This is a genomic window from Frateuria flava, assembly GCF_017837635.1.
GTDB lineage: Bacteria > Pseudomonadota > Gammaproteobacteria > Xanthomonadales > Rhodanobacteraceae > Frateuria_A > Frateuria_A flava.
In genome coordinates, this window is the sequence record NZ_JAGJRS010000004.1 from 70,987 (window position 1) to 89,000 (window position 18,014).

Sequence of the window (18,014 nt, forward strand, 5' to 3'; positions counted from 1 at the left end):
GCCGCCTAGTGTAGGCGAGGCGACGCCGCGCGCCGCGTGCGGGCCTCCAGCCCCAGCGCCAGCGCGAACGGCAACCAGATCAGCAACCAGCCCGGACGCGGGCTGTCCAGCAGTTGCGGCATGTCGAACTGCAGCGCCACGCTGGCATACACCCACAGTCCCAGCGTCACGCGGCCCAGCGGTTCGCCGCGGTGCCGCCAGCCGCTCCAGGCCACCAGCGCCCACATCGCCACCATCATCGCAAGCCCCGGCAGGCCGAGCAGGATCGCCGCCTGGGTCAGCACGTTGTGGCTATGGGTCAGGTGCTGGCCGCCCACCACGATGGTGAACTCCGTGCCCTGGCCCAGCCCCAGCCAGGGATGCGCCGCGATCAAATGCAGCGCCTTCACCAGGATCTGCGGCCGGTAGGAAGCGCCGCGCTCCATCAGCACCGGCAAAGGCCAGGCCAGCGCGATCACGCTCAGCACCAGCACCACCACCGCCACCAGCGCCGCCACCAGCACGCCCGCGCGGCTGCGCTGCCACAGTGGCGTTGCAAGGGCGCAGGCGGCCAGCGCCAGCCACACGCTGCGCGACTGGGTGAGCGCGACGAACAGCAGCAGCGCCATGAACGCCGCCATGCTCGCCACCCGCCACGCACGCCCCCGGTCGGGCAGTTGCGCCAGCCACACGCAGGCCGCGCCCATCGCTGCGGCGGCATAGTTCGAGGTGGCGATCACGCCCTCGCCGGTGATGCGTACCTGGTCGAGGTTTTCGGGATGTGGCGCGCGCAGAAAGATCATGCTGTAGGCCAGTGCGGCCACCGCCATGGCCCAGCCCACCGCGGTCAACAGCATCTCCATGCGCGCCGGCCGCTCGCCGCCCCACAACTGGCAACCGAGCACGAACAACACCACGCTGACGATGCGCCCGAACTCGTCCCCCGGCCGATCCTGTTGCCCCCAGCACATCGACAGCGTGGCCCAGGCCACCAGCAACAGGAAGGCGCGGAACGCCGGCTGCGGCCACAGCCCGCGCCAGAGCGCGCCGCGTTGGCGAATCGCCAGGCAGAACACGGGCAGATACAACAGCACGACGAGAGTGACCTGATACAGGCGGCCAGGGTTGAAGGACACCCCCGCCGGCATCACCAGCATGCCGATCATCAGCCAGCCGAGCCCCAGGCCGATCACGGTCTCCCATCGACTGGAGGCCAGGGGCAGGTTGCGCATGTCCGGCTTCGCTCCGCTCGGAAAACCCCTGGATCCGGCATGCGGCGCCGGCGATGGCATCCACGTATCGCGTCCGTTCGGTTCCGCCGTGTCCTTGCCGTCTTGCCTCATCGTCACTCCACTTGCTACCCGTACCCACGTCCGCCGGCATCCGCATCATGCCTGGGCGCGACTGAAGGGCACCCGCCGGATTCCACCGGGCGGTCGCACAACATAAACCCGATTCATGTTTCGTCAATGACGATGGCCGGCGGAAACGACCGTGGCGCCGGCCCGCTAGAATGCCGCCATGCCGACCCTGCCCCTGACCCTTGCCGTCATCACGTTCAACGAAGCGGACAGCATCGCGCGCTGCCTGGACAGCGTGCCGTTCGCGGCCGAGAAGCTGGTGGTCGATTCAGGCAGCGACGACGGCACCGTGGCGATCGCGCAGGCGCATGGCGCCCGCGTGGTGCATCAGGACTGGCTGGGCTTCGGCCCGCAGCGCAATTTCGCGACCACGCAGTGCGCGCACGAGTGGATTCTCGTACTGGACGCGGACGAGTTCCTGTCGCCCGCACTGGTCGCGGAGATGGAACGGCTCCTGCCCGCGATGATGGCCGGCGAGGCGCCGGCGGCCTGGTTGCGCCGGCGCACGGTCTACATGGGCCGGCCGATGCGCTGGTATCGGCCGGCGGTGGGCGAAAAGCTGGCTCGCCTCTACCACCGCGACCGCGCACGCTGGAGCGATGCGCGGGTGCACGAGTCACTGCGCTTCACCGGCCGGGCGCCCACCTTCGACGCGCCGTTCGACCACGTCAACAACCCGACCCTGGTCCACAAGCAGCTGAAGGTTCTGCGTTATGCCGAGCTGAAGTGCCGCGACTGGCTGGAGAAGGGAAAGCCCGTACGCATGTGGCAGGCGCCGTTCGTGTACCTGCTTGCGTTCGTGAAGGACTACTTTGCGCGACTGGCGTTTCTCGATGGCTGGCGCGGCTTCATGATCGCGCAGACCGCGGCCAGCTACGCGCTGTACAAGCGCATGCGCTACTACGAGATGACGCGCAACCCTCCCTCGGTGGCGCGCGCCGGCACGATGCTTTCGCGACACGGGCTGGACCGCTGATCGCATAACGTCTGGCGCGGTCCGGCCACGGACGATTTTCTTTTTCCATTGCGATACCTCACATGCACACGTCCGAGAAACGGCACTACCTGCTCTACGGCTCCGAACGCTATGCGCTCGCGATCCTGCGCCCGCTGCAGGCGGCCATCCGTGCACGCGGCGACGAGGCGGCCTGGTTCTTCGATGGCCCCGGCGCGCAGGACCTGGACGCGGACGAACGCCTGTTGGGCGTCGATGAGGTGCGCCGCTGGAATCCGGTGGCGGTGCTCACGCCCGGCAACCACCTGCCGCACTTTTTCCCGGGCGTGAAAGTGGAGGTCTTCCACGGCTTCGATGCAGGCAAGCCGCGGCACATCTACATCCGCGGGTTCTTCGATCTTTACTGCACCACCGGTCCCCGCGACACCGCGCAGTTCCAGGCGCTGGCCGACCGGCTGGGCCATTTCAGCGTGGCCGAAACCGGCTGGACCAAGCTCGATCCCTTCCTCAGGGAGATCGCCGGCCCCGTTCCACCGGTACGCCAGCCGCCGGTGATCCTCTACCACTCCACCTTCTCGCCCTCCTGGAGCGCGGCCGAAACCCTTTACGAGGAAGTCAGGCGGCTCTCGCGCGATGGCCGCTGGCGATGGATCGTGACGTTCCATCCGAAGATGAACCCGCAGACGGTGGCCAAGTACAAGGCGCTGGAGAACGAGTTCCTGACCTTTGCCGAGAACGACAACATCCTGGAGTTGTTCACGCAGGTGGACATGATGTGTTCGGACACCTCTTCGGCGCTCAACGAATTCCTGCTTACCGGCAAGCCGGTGGTCACGTTCAGGAACCGCCGGCCGGGACCGCAGCTGATCGATATCGACGACCCGGCACAGTTCGAGCCGGCGATCGAGCGTGCGCTGGCGCGTCCTCCCGAGCTGATGGCCGCGATCCAGGACTACGCCGATGCGATCCATCCCTGTCGCGACGGCCACGCGAGCGAGCGCGTGCTGGCGGCGATCGACGCCTTCGTCGCTTCGGGCGGGCGCAACCGCAAGCGCAAACCGCTCAACCTCTGGCGCAAATTCAAGCTGCGTCGCCGCATCGGTTACTGGGGACCGGCGCGCCTGCCGCGGTAGCGCCGGCGTCGATCGCCTCGCCCGGCTAGAATCCCGTTTCCCTGCATCACGAGTCTGCCCGTGCCGCCCAACGCCTACAGCCGAACCGAACACCTGCGCGCCCTCTGGCCCTGGCTGCCGTTGTGGATAGCGGCGGCGCTGCTGGCGATCTTCTCGCACGGTCCGATGCCGCTGTATTCGACCCGTACGCTGGCGGTGGCCTGGGAAATGTGGAACCACGGCCACTGGCTGGTGCCCTACAACAACGGCGCGCCCTATAGCGAGAAGGCACCGCTGTTGTTCTGGATGATCCACGCCGGCTGGTTCGCCTTTGGCGTGAGCGACGTGTGGCCGCGCGTGCTGGAAGTGATCTTTGGCGCCAGCCAGCTGGTGCTGATCTCGGCGCTGGCGCGGCGGCTGTTTCCGGACCGCCCGTGGGTGGCGCGCGCCGCGCCCTGGATGTTGCTGGCGCTGGCCTACGCGTTCCTGTTCGGCCTGCAGATCATGTACGACGTGCTGCTGGCGGTGTGGTCGCTGGCGGCGCTGTTGTGCCTGACACGCACCCGCACGCGGGACGAGCCGCGCTGGTGGCTGTTCGGCCTCTGCCTCGGCCTGGGGCTGCTCACCAAGGGGCCGGTGATGGCCCTGCACGTGGTGTTCCCGTGGCTGCTCGGCCCCTTGTGGAACGACTGGGCGAACCAGCATCGCGCGCGCTGGTACGGTCGCGGACTGCTGGGCTTCCTGCTCGGGTTCGCCATGCTGCTGGCATGGGCATTGCCCGCCGGCTTCAGCGGCGGCGAGGCGTATCGGCAACGGCTGTTCTTCACCCAGACCGCCGGGCGCGTGGTGAACGCGTTCGATCATGCGCGCCCGCTGTGGTGGTACGTGCTGGCGCTGCCGCTGCTGATGTTCCCGTTCAGCGGCTGGCCGCGCGCCTGGGTGGCGCTCGCCTCGCTGCGCCGTCCGCTGGACGCCGGCGTGCGCTTCGCGTTGTGCTGGGTGGTGCCGGTGTTCGTCACCTTCTCGCTGATCAGCGGCAAGCAGCTCTACTACCCGCTGCCGGAGTTTGCCGGTGCCGTGCTGCTGCTGGCCGGCGCCATCGCGCTGCTGCGCGAGCGGCGCCCCGGGCTGGCCACCAACCGCTGGCTGGGTACCTGGCCGCTGGCGGTCGGCGGCATCGTGTTCGGTGTATTCCTGTTCGTGTTGCCGTGGCTGGTCGCGAGCGGGCGACTGCACGGTGAATGGTTCGATACCACCGCCGCCTACAGCCGTTTCTTCGCCGTGGTGTTCCTGCTGCTGGGCGCGTTGCTGCTGCTGCGCGGCCGCGGCGAGATGCGCCGGCTGGCGTTCGCCGGATTGCTGGGCACGCTGGCGATCAACACGCTGTTCACGCTGACCCTGTGGCCGCGCTACGACCTGACGCAGGCAACCCGCCTGCTGGGCGCGGCCGATGCGCAGAACCGCGCGATCGGCTACACCGGGGTCTACGAGGGCCAGTTCCATTTCGCCGGGCGGCTGGATCACCCGATCGAGGAATTGCACGACGACGACGCCATCGCGGCGTTTGCCCGCGCCCATCCCGACGGGCTGATCGTGACCCATCCGGACAAGCTCGACGCCGCCGCGCTGCGTTATCCGCTGCTCGCCCAGCCATTCCGTTCCTCCTGGGTGGTGGTCTGGCCGGCCACCTCGCTGGCCGACCTGCGCGCGGGCCACCGCCCGCCCGAACCGTCCCAGCCGCCGCGCATCTTCAGTCTCGACGCCCGCTCGCGGCAGTTGCCATGAGCTCCTCGCTGATCGCCGGCCTGCGTGCGCAGTGCGGCGGTCCGCGGGATGGCGCGCTGCTGCGCTTCTCCCTGGGCAACGCCCTGTTCGGCGAGGGACAGGCGGCCGAGGCCATCGACGAACTGCGCCGGGCGCTGGCGTTCGACCCGGCCTATTCGGCCGCGTGGAAGCTGCTGGGCAAGGCCTGCCTGGCGATGGACGACCGCACCGGCGCCGCCGAAGCCTGGCGCCAGGGCATCGCCGCGGCCAGCCAGCGCGGCGACAAGCAGGCGGAGAAGGAGATGACGGTCTTCCTGCGCCGCCTCGCGTAAACACTGTCGCCCCCACGTCCGATCCTTCCCCCGCGAACGCGGGGGGAAGGATCGTGTTCAGCCGCGCTTGTACGGATTGGGCAGCCCATGCCCCGACCAGCGCCGGTAATGCCACTGGTACTGCACGAAGGCACGCTCCACGCAGGCTTCCACGCCGCGGTTGAGCGCCGCGCAGGCGTGTTGCGGATCGGCATCGTCCAGGCCCTCGGGCGCCGCCAGCAGGTGAATGCGGAAGCCCTCCCCGCGCGGCAGCCGCTCGGCGAAGGCGAACAGCACGGTCGCCCCGGTGCGCGCCGCCAGCCGCGGCAGCAGGACCATGGTCAACGCGTCGCGCCCATAGAACGGCGCCGGCTCGCCCTCGCCGGCGCGCGGCTTCTGGTCGGGAAGGATGCCGATCGCGCCGCCCGCGGCCAGGCGCTTGTACAGCGTGCGCACGCCCGCGCCCTCGGCGCGCACCTGCTCGGGCGCCAGTGCACCGCGCACGCGGCGCAGCAGCGGCTCGATCGCGGCCAGCCGTGGCGGCCGGTACAGGATGGCCATCGGCATGCGGCTGCACAGCCAGTAATTGAGCAGCTCCCAGCAGCCCAGGTGGGGCGCGGCGATGATCACGCCCTTGCCCCGCGCCATCGCGGCCTCCAGCAACTCGCCACCACGCACCTCGCGCACCAGCCCCAGCATCTTTTCCGGCCCCGCGCCCCAGACCTTCACGATCTCGGTGACCGACTTGCCACCCTCGGCCATGACCCGGCGCAGCAGCGCGACGTGGGCTGGCCGGTCCAGTCCCGGCCGGGCGATGGACAGGTTCACCGTGGTGTCGTGCGCAGTGCGCCCGTGCAACCCCAGGGACAGCCGGCCCAGGCCCGTACCCACGGCATGAAGCAGGCGCAGCGGGAGCAGGCCGAACAGCCGTAGCAGGAGGTAGAGCAGGTAGATGTCAGGACGCATGGGGGGATTGCCGCTTGCCGCGCCAGCCGGCGCAAGTAAAGGGAACGCCCGCCCTGCCGTTAAGCGCAGGACAGGAGACGCTCCACCGTTTTTGCCTATTCTTGCAGGGACGCCCTGCCGACGGCTGCCGCCCCCATGATCAGCCTCATCCAGCGCGTACTTTGTGCCAGCGTCGACGTCGACGGCGCGACCGTGGGCACGATCGGCCCGGGCCTGCTCGCGCTGGTTGCGGTACAGCCGGACGACGGCGAGGCGCAGGCCAGGCGCATGCTCGAACGGCTGCTGGGCTACCGCGTGTTCGCCGACGAGGCCGGGCGGATGAACCGCTCGCTGGCCGACACCGGCGGCGGCCTGCTGCTGGTCAGCCAGTTCACGCTCGCCGCGGACACCCGCTCGGGCATGCGCCCCAGCTTCACCCGCGCCGCGCCGCCCGAGCATGGCCGGCGCTGGTTCGAGCGGCTGGTGGAACTGGCCCGCGCCACACACGTCGGAGGGGTAGAAATCGGGCGCTTCGGCGCCCACATGGAAGTGCGGCTGGTCAACGACGGCCCGGTCACCTTCTGGCTCGAAGTGCCCTGACCGGATCCCCAACGATTTGATGGCATACGACACGCGATCCCCACGCAAACGCCCGTCTGGCGCGATTTTTGCGTGTAGGCCACGCGAAATTTTTCCCTTGGAAACTGGTCAAAAAAGCGCCACATCGCTATACTGATCGGTTCCTGCATCTGCGGCGGTAGGTATGAACAACAAAGCTCCCGAGCAACAGTCCGAAATCAAGGCGCTCATTTCCAAGGGCCTGGAACAGGGCTACCTGACCTACGCGGAGATCAACGACCACCTGCCCGACGACATCGTCGACCCGGAGCAGATCGAAGACATCATGGCGGTGCTCAAGGGCGTCGGCATCGAAGTGCACGACGCCGCGCCGGATGCCGATCCGCTGGCCGACAACGCTCCCGGCTCCGGCAACGATGACGAGGCCGCCGCCGAGGAAGCGGTCGCCCTGCTGTCGGCGGTCGATGCCGAAGTCGGCCGCACCACCGACCCGGTGCGCATGTACATGCGCGAGATGGGTACCGTCGAGCTGCTCACCCGCGAGGGCGAGATCGCCATCGCCAAGCGCATCGAGGAAGGTCTGGGCCAGGTGCAGACCGCGCTGGCCAGTTTCCCGCTGACGATCGAGCTGCTGCTGGAGGAATACGACCAGCACCTGGACGGCAAGCGCCGCCTGTCCGAGATCCTCGCCGGTTTCGCCGACCTGGAGCAGCTGGCCGACGAGGCACGTGCCGAGGCCGAGGAAGCGGCCGCCAATGGTGAAACCGTCGAGTCGGACGATGACAGCGACGATGACGATGACGACTCCTCCGAAGAAGAAGAGGCCGGCCCGACCGGACCGGATCCGGAAGAGGTCAAGCGCCGCATGGAGCTGCTGCGCGACTACTACACCAAGTTCCAGAAGGCCGCCCCGAAGGCGACCGGCATCACCGACAAGAAGATCGTCAAGCTGCGTGACCAGATGGCCGAGGAGTTCCTCAAGCTCAAGCTGCCGTCCGCGCTGATCGACAGCTTCGTGCGCAAGCTGCGCGAGGTGGTCGGCGACATCCGCCACCACGAGCGCGTGCTGATGGACATCTTCGTCAAGCAGGTGAAGATGCCCAAGGCCGAGTTCCTCAAGGCGTTCCCGAGCAACGAGGGCAACGTCGAATGGGCCGCCGAGCTGGGTCGCAAGCGCCAGAAGTGGTCGCCGAACATCAAGACCCATCGCGAGGCGATCGACGCCGAACAGGACAAGCTCGCCGCGATCGAGAAGAAGCTGTTCCTGCCGCTGACCGACATCAAGGACATCAACCGCGCCATGTCGATCGGCGAGGCCAAGGCCCGTCGCGCCAAGAAGGAGATGGTCGAGGCCAACCTGCGCCTGGTGATCTCCATCGCCAAGAAGTACACCAACCGCGGCCTGCAGTTCCTGGACCTGATCCAGGAGGGCAACATCGGCCTGATGAAGGCGGTCGACAAGTTCGAATACCGCCGCGGCTACAAGTTCTCGACCTATGCCACCTGGTGGATCCGCCAGGCGATCACCCGTTCGATTGCCGACCAGGCGCGCACCATCCGCATCCCGGTGCACATGATCGAGACGATCAACAAGTTGAACCGCATCTCCCGCCAGATGCTCCAGCAGTTCGGCCGCGAGCCGACGCCGGAGGAGCTGGCCAAGGAGATGGAGATGCCCGAGGACAAGATCCGCAAGGTGCTCAAGATCGCCAAGGAACCCATCTCGATGGAGACCCCGATCGGCGACGACGAGGACTCGCATCTGGGCGACTTCATCGAGGACACCAACGCCTCCTCGCCGATCGAGTCGGCGACCGAGACCGGCCTGATGGAGACCGTTCGCGACGTGCTCGCCGGCCTCACCCCGCGGGAGGCCAAGGTGCTGCGCATGCGCTTCGGCATCGACATGAACACCGACCACACCCTGGAGGAAGTCGGCAAGCAGTTCGACGTCACCCGCGAGCGCATCCGCCAGATCGAAGCCAAGGCGCTGCGCAAGCTGCGCCACCCGAGCCGCTCGGAGCAGCTGCGCTCGTTCCTCGACCTGGAATAAGCGCGCACCTCACGTACCACCCGACGCCCGCCTCGCGCGGGCGTCGTCGTATCCACGCCGTTGCAGGCGCCCGCGCGCGTTGGCCCCTTCGCCTGCTGCGGCTACCATGCACCCTCCGGGCGGGCCTATAGCTCAATGGTTAGAGCAGGGGACTCATAATCCCTTGGTTCCAGGTTCGAGTCCTGGTGGGCCCACCAATGACATCCCGGACTTCTGAAGTCACCGCGCCCCCAGGGCGCGTGTGCCCTCCCGCAGGGACTCGGGGTCGAAGGACACGACAGCGCAGCCCGCCGCTGCGCTCCTCCGATCTGCTACGTTCCCTGCCCTGCCGTCTGCCGCTGGACGTTTCCCGATGTCGCTCCGCCCGCTGTTGTCCCTGCTCGCCGCCGCCGTGCTCGCCGGTTGCGCCTCAAGTCCCACCTCGCCGGTCCAGGCGCCGGACGGGACTCGCGCCGACGTGGCGATCCTGGAAACCACCGACGTTCACGCGAATGTCCTGAGCTGGGACTACTTCAAGGCCAAGGACGATCCGACCGTCGGCTACGAGCGCGTCGCCACGCTGATCCGCCGCGCGCGCGCCGAATTCGCCAACAGTTTCCTGTTCGACAGCGGCGACACCATCCAGGGCACCGTGCTGGCCGATTACCAGGCATTGGTCGCGCCGGTCGGCTGCGACCAGGAGCTGGCGATCTACAAGGCGATGGACGCGATGGGCTACGACGGTGGCACCGCCGGTAACCACGAATTCAACTACGGCCTGCCATTCCTCTCGCAGGTCACCGGCACGCCGATGGAGATCGACGGCAAGCGCACCGACCGCTGCGCCGGGCCGCATTTCCCGCTGGTGCTCGCCAACGTGTTCGACGCCAGCACCGGCAAGCCGATCTTCAAGCCGTGGACGATGGTGAAGAAGACCATCGAAGCCTATACGCCCGACGGCAGCCGCCTGCAGGTGCCGATCAAGGTGGCGATCATCGGCTTCACGCCGCCGCCGATCCTGAAGTGGGATCAGCGCCACCTGGCAGGCAAGGTCACCGTCAGTGGCGTGGTCGAAGCGGCGCAGCGCTACCTGCCGCAGATCCAGGCGCAGCACCCGGATCTGGTGGTGGCGATCCTGCATGGCGGCCTCAACACCGCGCCCTACACCAGCGACATGGAGAACGGCGGCTGGTACCTGGCCGGCGTGCCGGGCATCGACGTGCTGCTGCTGGGCCACTCACACACCGAGTTCCCGGGACCGCGCTATGCCGGCATGAAGGATGTGGACGCCACCCGCGGCTTCGTGCGCGGGAAGCCGGCGGTGATGGGCGGCTTCTTCGGCAAGGACCTGGGGGTCATCAAGCTGGCGCTCGAACGCGAGCACGGCCGCTGGACGATCGACCGCGACGACACCCACAGCGAGGTGCGCCCGATCTGCCCGCAGAAGAACCCGTGCGTGCCGGCTGATCCGGCGATCGCGCCGCTGGTGGCGCAGGCGCATGCCGCGACCGTGGCCTACGTGAACACGCCGATCGGCCGGAGCACGGTGCGCCTGTCCAGCTATTTCGCCGACGAGGGCGACATGTCTGCGCTGGCCGTGGTCAACGCCGCGCAGCGCGACTACGTGCAACGCGAGTTGCCCACGTTGCATCCGGAACTGGCTGGCGTGCCGGTACTCGCCGCGGCAGCGGCCTTCCGCACCGGCTTTGGCGGCCCGGACGACTACACCGACGTGCCACCCGGCCCGCTCACCCTGCGCAGCGCGGCGGATCTTTATTTCTATCCGAACACGCTCGCCGCGGTGAAGACCGACGGCGCCGGGGTCAAGGCCTGGCTGGAGAAGTCGGCCGCGCGCTTCAACCGCATCGATCCGGCGAAGACCGGCGAACAGGCGCTCATCAACACGCACGTGCCGGGTTTCAACTTCGACCAGATCCAGGGCGACCTCAGCTACGCGATCGACGTGGGCAGGCCGGTCGGCCAGCGCATCGTGTCGCTGACCTACCAGGGCAAGCCGGTCACGCCGAGCCAGCCGTTCGTCGTCGCCACCAACAACTACCGCGCCAGTGGCGGCGGCAACTTCCCCGGCCTGGACGGCAGCAACACGGTACTTGCTTCGCAGGATGGCGTACGCGAGATCGTCGCCGCCTGGCTCAAGCGCACCGGCACGCTCGATCGCGCCGACCTGCCCGCGGCCTCCTGGCATTTCGCACCGCTGAAGACCCGCGGCCCGGTGACCTTCACCGCGGCGGCAGGCAAGCAGGGCCTCGCCGCGGCGGATGGCCTGGAGAACATCCGCCAGCTGCGCGATCAAGGCGACGGCAGCGCGGTGTATGCGATCGACCTGGGCAAGGACCTGGCCGGCGCTTCCAGACCTGCCCGTGGCCACCACACGCGCAAGTAGCTTGCACGCCCCCTCCCGCCGGCAGAGGAACGGGAGGTGTGGATCCACTTGTCGTGACCAAGTGCCGCCGACCCTCTGAGTGTCGGTGCGCAGCGCTGAAGCCGAGGGGCGCGCCGCCCGTGGCAATGCTCACCGCCTGCACGGAAAAGTCGGACCGGCAGGCGGTTCCTGCCATTGACCCACCCCGGGCGACCCCGTACCGTCTGGCGCATGTCGCCACTTTCCACCCACCCGCGCATGCCTCCGCTTCCGGCCCTGCCGGACGCGGCCATGCGCGCCGGCGGCGTCATGCCATCCGCCGCCGCCACGACCACGATCACCACGACCACTACCCGGTCCGGGTGGGTGTCCGTGCGCGCTTAAGCTCCATCACGCATCGGCCCCGCCCTCGACGAGGCGGGCCGGCTGCAGCACTCACCGAACCCGCCACGCGAGCCAGGGGCCTCCACCCAAGGAGGCTCACGTGGACATCGTCGCTTCACCCCCCGAACGTTCCCGGCCCCGGCCGCACGCCATCGCCTCGCCGGTCCCACGCCTCCTGGCGCTGGGCGTGATCGGGCCGGGCCGCATCGGCGGCGCCCTGCTCGATCAGCTCCGCGCGGCGCGCACGCGCCTGGCCAGCCAGGCAGGCCTTGCGCTCGAATTGCGCGGCATAGCCACCCGCAGCCGCATGTGGCTGGATTGCGACGATCCGCAACTCGACCAGCGCAACGGCGCGCAGACCTGGCGCCCGGCCGACCTCGACGTCTTTGCCGCGCACGTGCGCGGTGCACAAGGCATGGCGATGCTGGTCGACTGCAGCGCCAGCGAAGCGGTGACCGACCGGTACGCCGGCTGGCTCGCCGCGGGCATCCACGTGGTCACGCCGAACAAGCTCGCCGGCAGCGGCCCGCTCGCACGCTGGCAGGCGATCCGCGCCGCAGCGGCGGCCGGCGCTTCGCGCTGGCGCTACGAGGCCACCGTCTGCGCCGGCCTGCCAGTGATCCAGACGCTGCGCGACCTGCTCGACACCGGCGACATCCTGCACGCCGTCGAGGGCATGTTCTCCGGCACGCTGGCCTGGCTGTGCAGCCGCTACGACGCCACCGGGCCGTTCTCCGCGCTCCTGCGCGAGGCGCATGCCCAGGGTTACACCGAGCCCGACCCGCGCGAGGATCTCTCCGGCACCGACGTGGCACGCAAGCTGGTGATCCTGGCGCGCGAGGCCGGCTGGCCGCTGTCGCTGGAGGACGTGGAGGTCGAAAGCCTGGTGCCGCCGGCGCTGGCCGCGCTTCCAGCCGACGCCTTCCTCGAGCGTCTCGGCCGGGGCGAGCTGGCCGAACTGGACGCCCCGCTGGCCGAGCGCCTCGCCCGCACGCGGCAAGCCGGCTGCGTGCTGCGCCACGTCGCCAGCCTCGACGCCCATGGCCGCGCGACGGTGCGGCTGCAAGCCCTGCCCGCGCACCATCCGTTCGTGCATGTCCGGCTCACCGACAACGTCGTGCAACTGCGCACCGCCCGCTACTGCGACAATCCGCTGATCGTGCAGGGTCCCGGCGCCGGCCCGCAGGTCACCGCCGGCGGCGTGTTCGCCGACATGCTGCGCATCGCCGAGATCCAGGGAGCACTCGCATGAACCTCATCAAGGATCCGCCCATGTCGTCCGTCCGCACCGCCAGCGCCTTCGCCCCCGCCTGCGTGGGCAATGTAGGCGTGGGTTTCGACATCCTGGGCCACACCCTGGCCGGCGCGGGCGACCGTGCGCAGGTGTGGCGCATCGACGAACCGGTGGTGCGCATCTCGCGCATCGAGGGGGTGGTGCGCGACCTGCCGATGGACGCCGGCCGCAACACGGCCGGCGCCGCGTTGCTCGCCCTGCGCGCGGGGCTCGGGCTGGAACACGGCTTCGAACTGGTCCTGCACAAGGGCATTGCGCTGGGCTCGGGCATGGCCGGTTCGGCCGCCTCCTGCGTGGCCGCGCTGGTCGCGGCCAACGCGCTGCTGGATGAGCCGCTGCCGCGCGAGGCGCTGTACCGCTTTGCGATGGACGGCGAAGCGGTGGCCAGCGGCGGCCGCCACGGCGACAACGTCGGCCCGCAATTGCTCGGTGGACTGGTGCTCGCGACCGCCACGCGGCTGGTGCGTATCCCGGTGCCGTCCGGCTGGCATTGCGCGCTGGTGCATCCGCATTGCGTGCTGGAAACACGCCGTGCGCGCGCGGCCCTGGCGGGCAACTACGTGCTGTCCGAGTTCGTCGCACAGAGCGCCAATCTGGCGCAGGTGATCGCCGGCTGCTGGCGCGGCGACGCGACGCTGGTGCGCGAGGGCCTGCGCGATGTGCTGGTCGAGCCGCGCCGCGCGCCGCTGGTACCCAACTTCGCCCGCGTGCAGCAGGCCGCGCTCGACCACGACGCGCTCGGCGCCAGCATCTCCGGCGCCGGCCCCAGCGTGTTCGGCTGGTTCGAGGATGCGCCCGCCGCAAAGGCCGCGGCCGAAGCGATGCGCGCGGCGTTCGCCGAGGCGGGACTGGACAGCGACGTGCTGGTCGGCCCCGTCGACGGCCCCTGCGCGCAGCTGCTCGGATGAGCGCGCCGCGCTACCTGAGCACGCGCGGACATGCGCCCGCGGTGTCGCTGGACGAGGCGATCGCCGCCGGCCTGGCGCCGGGCGGCGGGCTGTACGTCCCCGAGCGCCTGCCCCGCATCGATCCCTCGGCGTTCGACCCGTACGGCGACCTGGCCGCGACCGCCACCACGTTGCTCACGCCTTTCTTCGAAAACGGCGCGTTGGCCGGGGCACTGCCCGCGATCTGCGCCGAAGCGTTCGCCTTCGACGCTCCGCTGCGCCCGCTGGCGCGCGCGGACGCCTCGCTGCTGGAGCTCTTTCACGGCCCCACCGCCGCGTTCAAGGATTTCGGCGCGCGCTTCCTCGCCGCCTGCCTGCGTCACCTGCGCAACGTCGACGCCCCGACGCTCACCATCCTGGTGGCCACCTCCGGCGACACCGGCGCCGCGGTCGGCGCCGCATTCCACCGCCAACCCGGCGTGCGCGTGGCGATCCTCTATCCGGACGGCCGTGTCTCGCCGCGCCAGGCGCACCAGCTCGGCAGCTTCGGCGACAACGTGCATGCGTTGCGCGTGGCGGGCAGCTTCGACGATTGCCAGCGCATGGTGAAGGCGGCGCTCAACGACGCGGCGCTGCAGCGCGAAGTGCCACTCAGTTCGGCCAACAGCATCAGCCTGGGCCGCCTGCTGCCGCAGATGGGCTACTACGCGCACGCGTCCCTGGGCGGGTGGCGCCGCCATGGCACGCCACTGGATTTCATCGTCCCCACCGGCAACCTCGGCAACGCCCTGGCCTGCGTGTGGGCGCGCGGCATGGGCCTGCCGATCGGCGAGGTCCGCCTGGCCTGTAACGCCAACAGCACGCTGCCGGATTTCTTCGCCGGTGCCGACTACCGCCCGCGCGATGCCATCGCCACGCTGGCCAACGCCATGGACGTGGGCGCTCCGAGCAATTTCGAACGGCTGCGCTGGACGTTCCACGACGACGAAGCACTGCGTCGCGCGCTGTGGGCCACCAGCGTCGACGACGCGGCGATCCGCGCCACCCTGTTGCGCCACGCCCACGACCACGGCGAGGTGGTCTGCCCGCACACCGCCACTGCGCTGGCGGTGCTCGAGCAGACGCCGCGGCGCGCCGGGCACGCCTGGGCAATCGTCGCCACCGCGCATCCGGCAAAGTTCGAATCGGTGCTCGAACCCCTGCTCGGCCATCCGGTGCCGGTACCGCCCGCGTTGGCCACCATGCTCGATCGTCCGAGCCGGGCCGAGCCGATGCCCGCCGACGACACCGCGTTCGGACAATGGCTGCGGGCGCTGCGCTGAGCGGCACCTTCGCGATGCCGGGAGCGGCAAAAAGGTTGAACCCGGATACGCCCCTGTGACGATGGGCATCCGGCCGAACGAGCTATTTACGCCGCGGCGGCAAAGCCCCGATCCTCGTGGCGAGCCAGCCGGCCTACACCGTGGCATCCAGGACACTGCAAGGGCTGGGCCTGGACAAGCCATGGCTCGCGCCGCTGCCGGTGGTGTTCCTGGTGCTGGTGACCTGGGCCTGCCTGCGGCTGCGCAGGGAACCGCTCGCCGCGGTCGGGCTTCATCTGGATCGTGCCTGGGCGCGCGACGTCCTCGGCGGGGCGGCACTGGGCACTGCCCTGATCCTGGCCGTGGCAGGCCTGATCGCGCTGGCCGGCGGCGTCCGCTTCCACCTCGATCCGGCCCGCGGCCTGGGCGCGCTGGCCATGGGCGCATGGGCGTTCACCTGGGTCGCGCTGCTGGAAGAACTGCTCTTCCGCGGCTTCGTGTTCCAGCGCCTGATCGACGGCCTCGGCCGCTGGCCCGCACTGCTGGCGATGGCGCTACTGTTCGCGCTCGCGCACTGGGGCAATCCCGGCATGGACGGGCCGACCCTGGCGTGGGCCACGGTCGACACCGTGCTTGGCGCGCTCCTGCTGGGCCTGACCTACCTGCGCACCGGCTCGCTGGCGCTGCCGATCGGCATCCACTTCGGCTGGAACTGGGCCCAAGGCGCGCTGCTCGGCTTCGACGTGAGCGGCTTCGGCCAGCCCGGTTGGCTGTTGCCGGAGCTGCTGGACAAACCGCAGTGGCTCACTGGCGGCGCCTTCGGCCCGGAAGCGAGCGTTTTCGCGGTGTGGGTGGATGCCCTCGCCGTGGGGCTGATGTGGAAATGGAAGGGCCGGGCGAACACGCGTTCGACGGCGCTCGCGTCCGCGTAGTTGTCTGGCCCAAACGGCGGGTTGCGCTGCGGGTCAGGGTTGCAAGTGGGTGGCCGATGGCCGCCTGTCGACCTCACCCAAGGACCGCCAGCGCCCGGTGAGCGGCGATGGCCAGCGACTGGTAAAGCAGGCCCAGCACCCAACGGATGAAATCCACCGTCAGCGCGGCGCCCGCCACCGTCCGGCGGCCCAGGAAGCGGAAGATGGCAAGCACGATGGTCTGGAGATAAACCGAGATCTCGGCTGACAACTGTGCGCCCCGGGCCAGCAACATCGCCAGGTAATCGAGCACGGTCAGGCTGGCGGTCAGGCCGGCGCTAACGCCGGTGAGCACCAGCAGCGACGCCTTGCCCAGCAGCCAGGTAAGCGCCTTGCAGATCATCGCGAGCGCCCAGGTGCTTCCCATTACGATGCCGCTGCTGCCTGCGCTGGCCTGTTCCAGCCACAGCTGCACGTTCATCTTGTGGTCGGTGCTGAGGTCGCGGTTGCGCAATGCGGACCAGCTCAAGTCGGCAACGCCCGGGACGTAGCTCGCGTGCATCTTGTGCGCATCAAAGCTGATCAGGCCCCTGGCACCGTTACCCAGTTGATATCCCGCCGACGCGGCCGATACGTGGAAGAACGGAAACAGCGGAATCATTGGGACCGGATCGGCACAATGGAAAGTCCGGTAGACGTTTTCCCTGCCCAGACGGGCATCGAGCCCGCGCGCGAACGCCGCGGTCCCCACGCGCGGCGAACCGAAGGTGTACAGGCGCACTTTGCCGGCGCCGATGCTGGAGAGGTGGTCCGCGCTGAGCGTCGCCAGCGCTCCTCCGAGGCTGTGCCCGACGCAATGGATCTCGGTCGGATTGCGCCCGCGCAGGAATTGGCCTATTTCGGATGCGAATGATTTCCAGGTGTGGTGAAAACCGGCGTGCACCAGCTCACCGCCCGGGCCCCGCTCGACGCCGATGGTGCCGTTGGTCAACCAGTCGACCAGGACATCGGTACCGCGCGTGGCAATGAGGACTTCACCCTTTCGCTGCCCGGTGCCTTCGGCGATGTATCCGAAACCACTGCGCACCTTGCAGACGTACAAACCGCCAGACAGGCCCTCGAACCGCGATTCGGCATGGAAAAGGTCCTCGCTGCCCAGCCTGTCGTGTCGCGCCGCGGCCTGGTTCAGGGTCTGCGTCCGCAGGACATAGACGCCACGGGCCATGGCCGCGGCTTGTTGCGCTGTCAATGCACTCATGAAACATCCTCCCTGATGATGGCTGTCATTGCGGTTCGCAAATGCCGAAAACTTCGCCCCGGCGTTGTGGCTCGGATTCCAACCGGCACACCAGGCGGATGGGACGGCCAAGCTCATCGTTTTCGCGATAATCGCCCTTATTGAAAAACCAGCCGTCGTACGTCTTGCCCTGATAGGTAATGAGCAGGGTCTGGCGCACATTCGGCTCATGGGGCAAAAGAGAGGCCGAAAGCGACCGCCCCCAGATCACGGGCAGGGAGAACGCACCCTCCGCGTCGGTAGCTGCGTGGTCGCCGCCTTTCTGGTTCTTCCAGGACCATTCGTAGCTGCGCTCGATGACCGCACCCTCGACCGGTTTGCCGTGATCGAGCACCACGCCTGTCACGGCGGAAAACAGGCATTTCTTTCCCATGGCACGGGCCTCGTCGATGACTAACAAGAAAAAAGCACACAAAAGCGGCGCGACGATCCAGCGTCGCGCACGTGAAAGTGTCATATGGGTCGCCCTGTCGGGACGGGCGAACTGGCCGAGCTGCGCCGGGCGCGTCCGCATGCTGC

The 18,014-nt window shown here is 68.9% G+C and carries 15 protein-coding genes and 1 tRNA gene; 12 read left to right on the forward strand and 4 right to left on the reverse strand.

All coding sequences use genetic code 11. From position 1 onward, the window contains the following. Window positions 1-5: 5 nt before the first annotated feature. Window positions 6-1,211 (reverse strand): O-antigen ligase family protein, encoded by a 1,206-nt coding sequence (locus tag J7I44_RS02130; RefSeq protein ID WP_209615013.1) that lies wholly within the window; start codon window positions 1,209-1,211, stop codon window positions 6-8. A gap of 289 nt (window positions 1,212-1,500) precedes the next feature. Here J7I44_RS02130 and J7I44_RS02135 point away from each other — a divergent pair, with 289 nt between their 5' ends. The 4 genes from J7I44_RS02135 (at window position 1,501) to J7I44_RS02150 (ending at window position 5,503) form a co-directional block, all read left to right on the forward strand. Beyond that, window positions 1,501-2,316 (forward strand): glycosyltransferase family 2 protein, encoded by an 816-nt coding sequence (locus J7I44_RS02135; protein ID WP_209615015.1) that lies wholly within the window; start codon window positions 1,501-1,503, stop codon window positions 2,314-2,316. Window positions 2,317-2,378: 62 nt separating this feature from the next. Further along, window positions 2,379-3,428, forward strand: coding sequence for a CDP-glycerol glycerophosphotransferase family protein (locus J7I44_RS02140; RefSeq protein ID WP_209615017.1), 1,050 nt, complete (start codon window positions 2,379-2,381; stop codon window positions 3,426-3,428). A 60-nt stretch (window positions 3,429-3,488) separates the two neighbouring features. Next, window positions 3,489-5,192 carry an ArnT family glycosyltransferase gene (locus tag J7I44_RS02145; protein ID WP_209615019.1) on the forward strand — a complete coding sequence of 568 codons (1,704 nt, stop codon included), beginning with the start codon at window positions 3,489-3,491 and terminating at the stop codon, window positions 5,190-5,192. After that, a complete protein-coding gene (locus J7I44_RS02150) occupies window positions 5,189-5,503 on the forward strand; it encodes a tetratricopeptide repeat protein (protein WP_209615021.1) in 315 nt (104 codons plus the stop codon). The genes J7I44_RS02145 and J7I44_RS02150 overlap by 4 nt, the downstream gene beginning before the upstream one ends. Before the next feature lie 57 nt (window positions 5,504-5,560). Here the strand turns inward: J7I44_RS02150 and J7I44_RS02155 are convergent, their stop codons facing one another. Next, a complete protein-coding gene (locus J7I44_RS02155) occupies window positions 5,561-6,448 on the reverse strand; it encodes an LpxL/LpxP family acyltransferase (protein WP_209615023.1) in 888 nt (295 codons plus the stop codon). Between the two features lie 135 nt (window positions 6,449-6,583). Here J7I44_RS02155 and dtd point away from each other — a divergent pair, with 135 nt between their 5' ends. From dtd to J7I44_RS16945, 8 genes are all read left to right on the forward strand, one after another. After that, window positions 6,584-7,027, forward strand: coding sequence for a D-aminoacyl-tRNA deacylase (gene dtd, locus J7I44_RS02160; RefSeq protein ID WP_209615025.1), 444 nt, complete (start codon window positions 6,584-6,586; stop codon window positions 7,025-7,027). A 163-nt stretch (window positions 7,028-7,190) separates the two neighbouring features. Then, window positions 7,191-9,059 (forward strand): RNA polymerase sigma factor RpoD, encoded by a 1,869-nt coding sequence (gene rpoD / locus J7I44_RS02165; protein WP_209615027.1) that lies wholly within the window; start codon window positions 7,191-7,193, stop codon window positions 9,057-9,059. Between the two features lie 121 nt (window positions 9,060-9,180). Continuing rightward, window positions 9,181-9,256: transfer RNA gene (locus J7I44_RS02170), tRNA-Ile, on the forward strand. 155 nt (window positions 9,257-9,411) lie between these two features. Then, entirely contained in the window at window positions 9,412-11,442 is a 2,031-nt protein-coding gene (locus tag J7I44_RS02175) for a bifunctional 2',3'-cyclic-nucleotide 2'-phosphodiesterase/3'-nucleotidase (protein ID WP_209615029.1), read from the forward strand. 469 nt (window positions 11,443-11,911) lie between these two features. Next, window positions 11,912-13,057, forward strand: coding sequence for a homoserine dehydrogenase family protein (locus J7I44_RS02180; protein ID WP_425599736.1), 1,146 nt, complete (start codon window positions 11,912-11,914; stop codon window positions 13,055-13,057). Between the two features lie 20 nt (window positions 13,058-13,077). Continuing rightward, window positions 13,078-14,007: a homoserine kinase gene (locus J7I44_RS02185; RefSeq protein WP_209615033.1), complete on the forward strand. Its 930-nt coding sequence runs from the start codon at window positions 13,078-13,080 to the stop codon at window positions 14,005-14,007. Then, the gene (gene thrC / locus J7I44_RS02190; RefSeq protein WP_209615035.1) at window positions 14,004-15,308 is read left to right on the forward strand and encodes a threonine synthase; all 1,305 of its coding nucleotides are present in this window, start codon (window positions 14,004-14,006) and stop codon (window positions 15,306-15,308) included. Before J7I44_RS02185 ends, thrC begins: the two co-directional genes overlap by 4 nt. Window positions 15,309-15,448: 140 nt before the next feature. Beyond that, window positions 15,449-16,219: a CPBP family intramembrane glutamic endopeptidase gene (locus J7I44_RS16945; protein WP_209615037.1), complete on the forward strand. Its 771-nt coding sequence runs from the start codon at window positions 15,449-15,451 to the stop codon at window positions 16,217-16,219. Window positions 16,220-16,292: 73 nt separating this feature from the next. On the opposite strand, the gene J7I44_RS02200 is transcribed toward J7I44_RS16945, so the two are convergent. Together J7I44_RS02200 and J7I44_RS02205 are read right to left on the reverse strand one after the other, a co-directional pair. Continuing rightward, the gene (locus J7I44_RS02200; RefSeq protein WP_209615039.1) at window positions 16,293-17,456 is read right to left on the reverse strand and encodes a lipase family protein; all 1,164 of its coding nucleotides are present in this window, start codon (window positions 17,454-17,456) and stop codon (window positions 16,293-16,295) included. A 25-nt stretch (window positions 17,457-17,481) separates the two neighbouring features. Then, a complete protein-coding gene (locus J7I44_RS02205) occupies window positions 17,482-18,009 on the reverse strand; it encodes a DUF6795 domain-containing protein (protein ID WP_209615041.1) in 528 nt (175 codons plus the stop codon). Between the last annotated feature and the right edge of the window lie 5 nt (window positions 18,010-18,014).

Coding starts and splice junctions, on each gene's coding strand:
- thrC (WP_209615035.1), top strand. CDS start 14,004: ATGAGCGCGCCGCGCTACCTGAGCACGCGCGGACATGCGCCCGCGGTG.
- J7I44_RS02155 (WP_209615023.1), bottom strand. CDS start 6,448: ATGCGTCCTGACATCTACCTGCTCTACCTCCTGCTACGGCTGTTCGGC.
- J7I44_RS02150 (WP_209615021.1), top strand. CDS start 5,189: ATGAGCTCCTCGCTGATCGCCGGCCTGCGTGCGCAGTGCGGCGGTCCG.
- J7I44_RS02140 (WP_209615017.1), top strand. CDS start 2,379: ATGCACACGTCCGAGAAACGGCACTACCTGCTCTACGGCTCCGAACGC.
- J7I44_RS02175 (WP_209615029.1), top strand. CDS start 9,412: ATGTCGCTCCGCCCGCTGTTGTCCCTGCTCGCCGCCGCCGTGCTCGCC.
- dtd (WP_209615025.1), top strand. CDS start 6,584: ATGATCAGCCTCATCCAGCGCGTACTTTGTGCCAGCGTCGACGTCGAC.
- J7I44_RS02130 (WP_209615013.1), bottom strand. CDS start 1,211: ATGCGCAACCTGCCCCTGGCCTCCAGTCGATGGGAGACCGTGATCGGC.
- rpoD (WP_209615027.1), top strand. CDS start 7,191: ATGAACAACAAAGCTCCCGAGCAACAGTCCGAAATCAAGGCGCTCATT.
- J7I44_RS02185 (WP_209615033.1), top strand. CDS start 13,078: ATGTCGTCCGTCCGCACCGCCAGCGCCTTCGCCCCCGCCTGCGTGGGC.
- J7I44_RS02205 (WP_209615041.1), bottom strand. CDS start 18,009: ATGCGGACGCGCCCGGCGCAGCTCGGCCAGTTCGCCCGTCCCGACAGG.
- J7I44_RS02135 (WP_209615015.1), top strand. CDS start 1,501: ATGCCGACCCTGCCCCTGACCCTTGCCGTCATCACGTTCAACGAAGCG.
- J7I44_RS02200 (WP_209615039.1), bottom strand. CDS start 17,456: ATGAGTGCATTGACAGCGCAACAAGCCGCGGCCATGGCCCGTGGCGTC.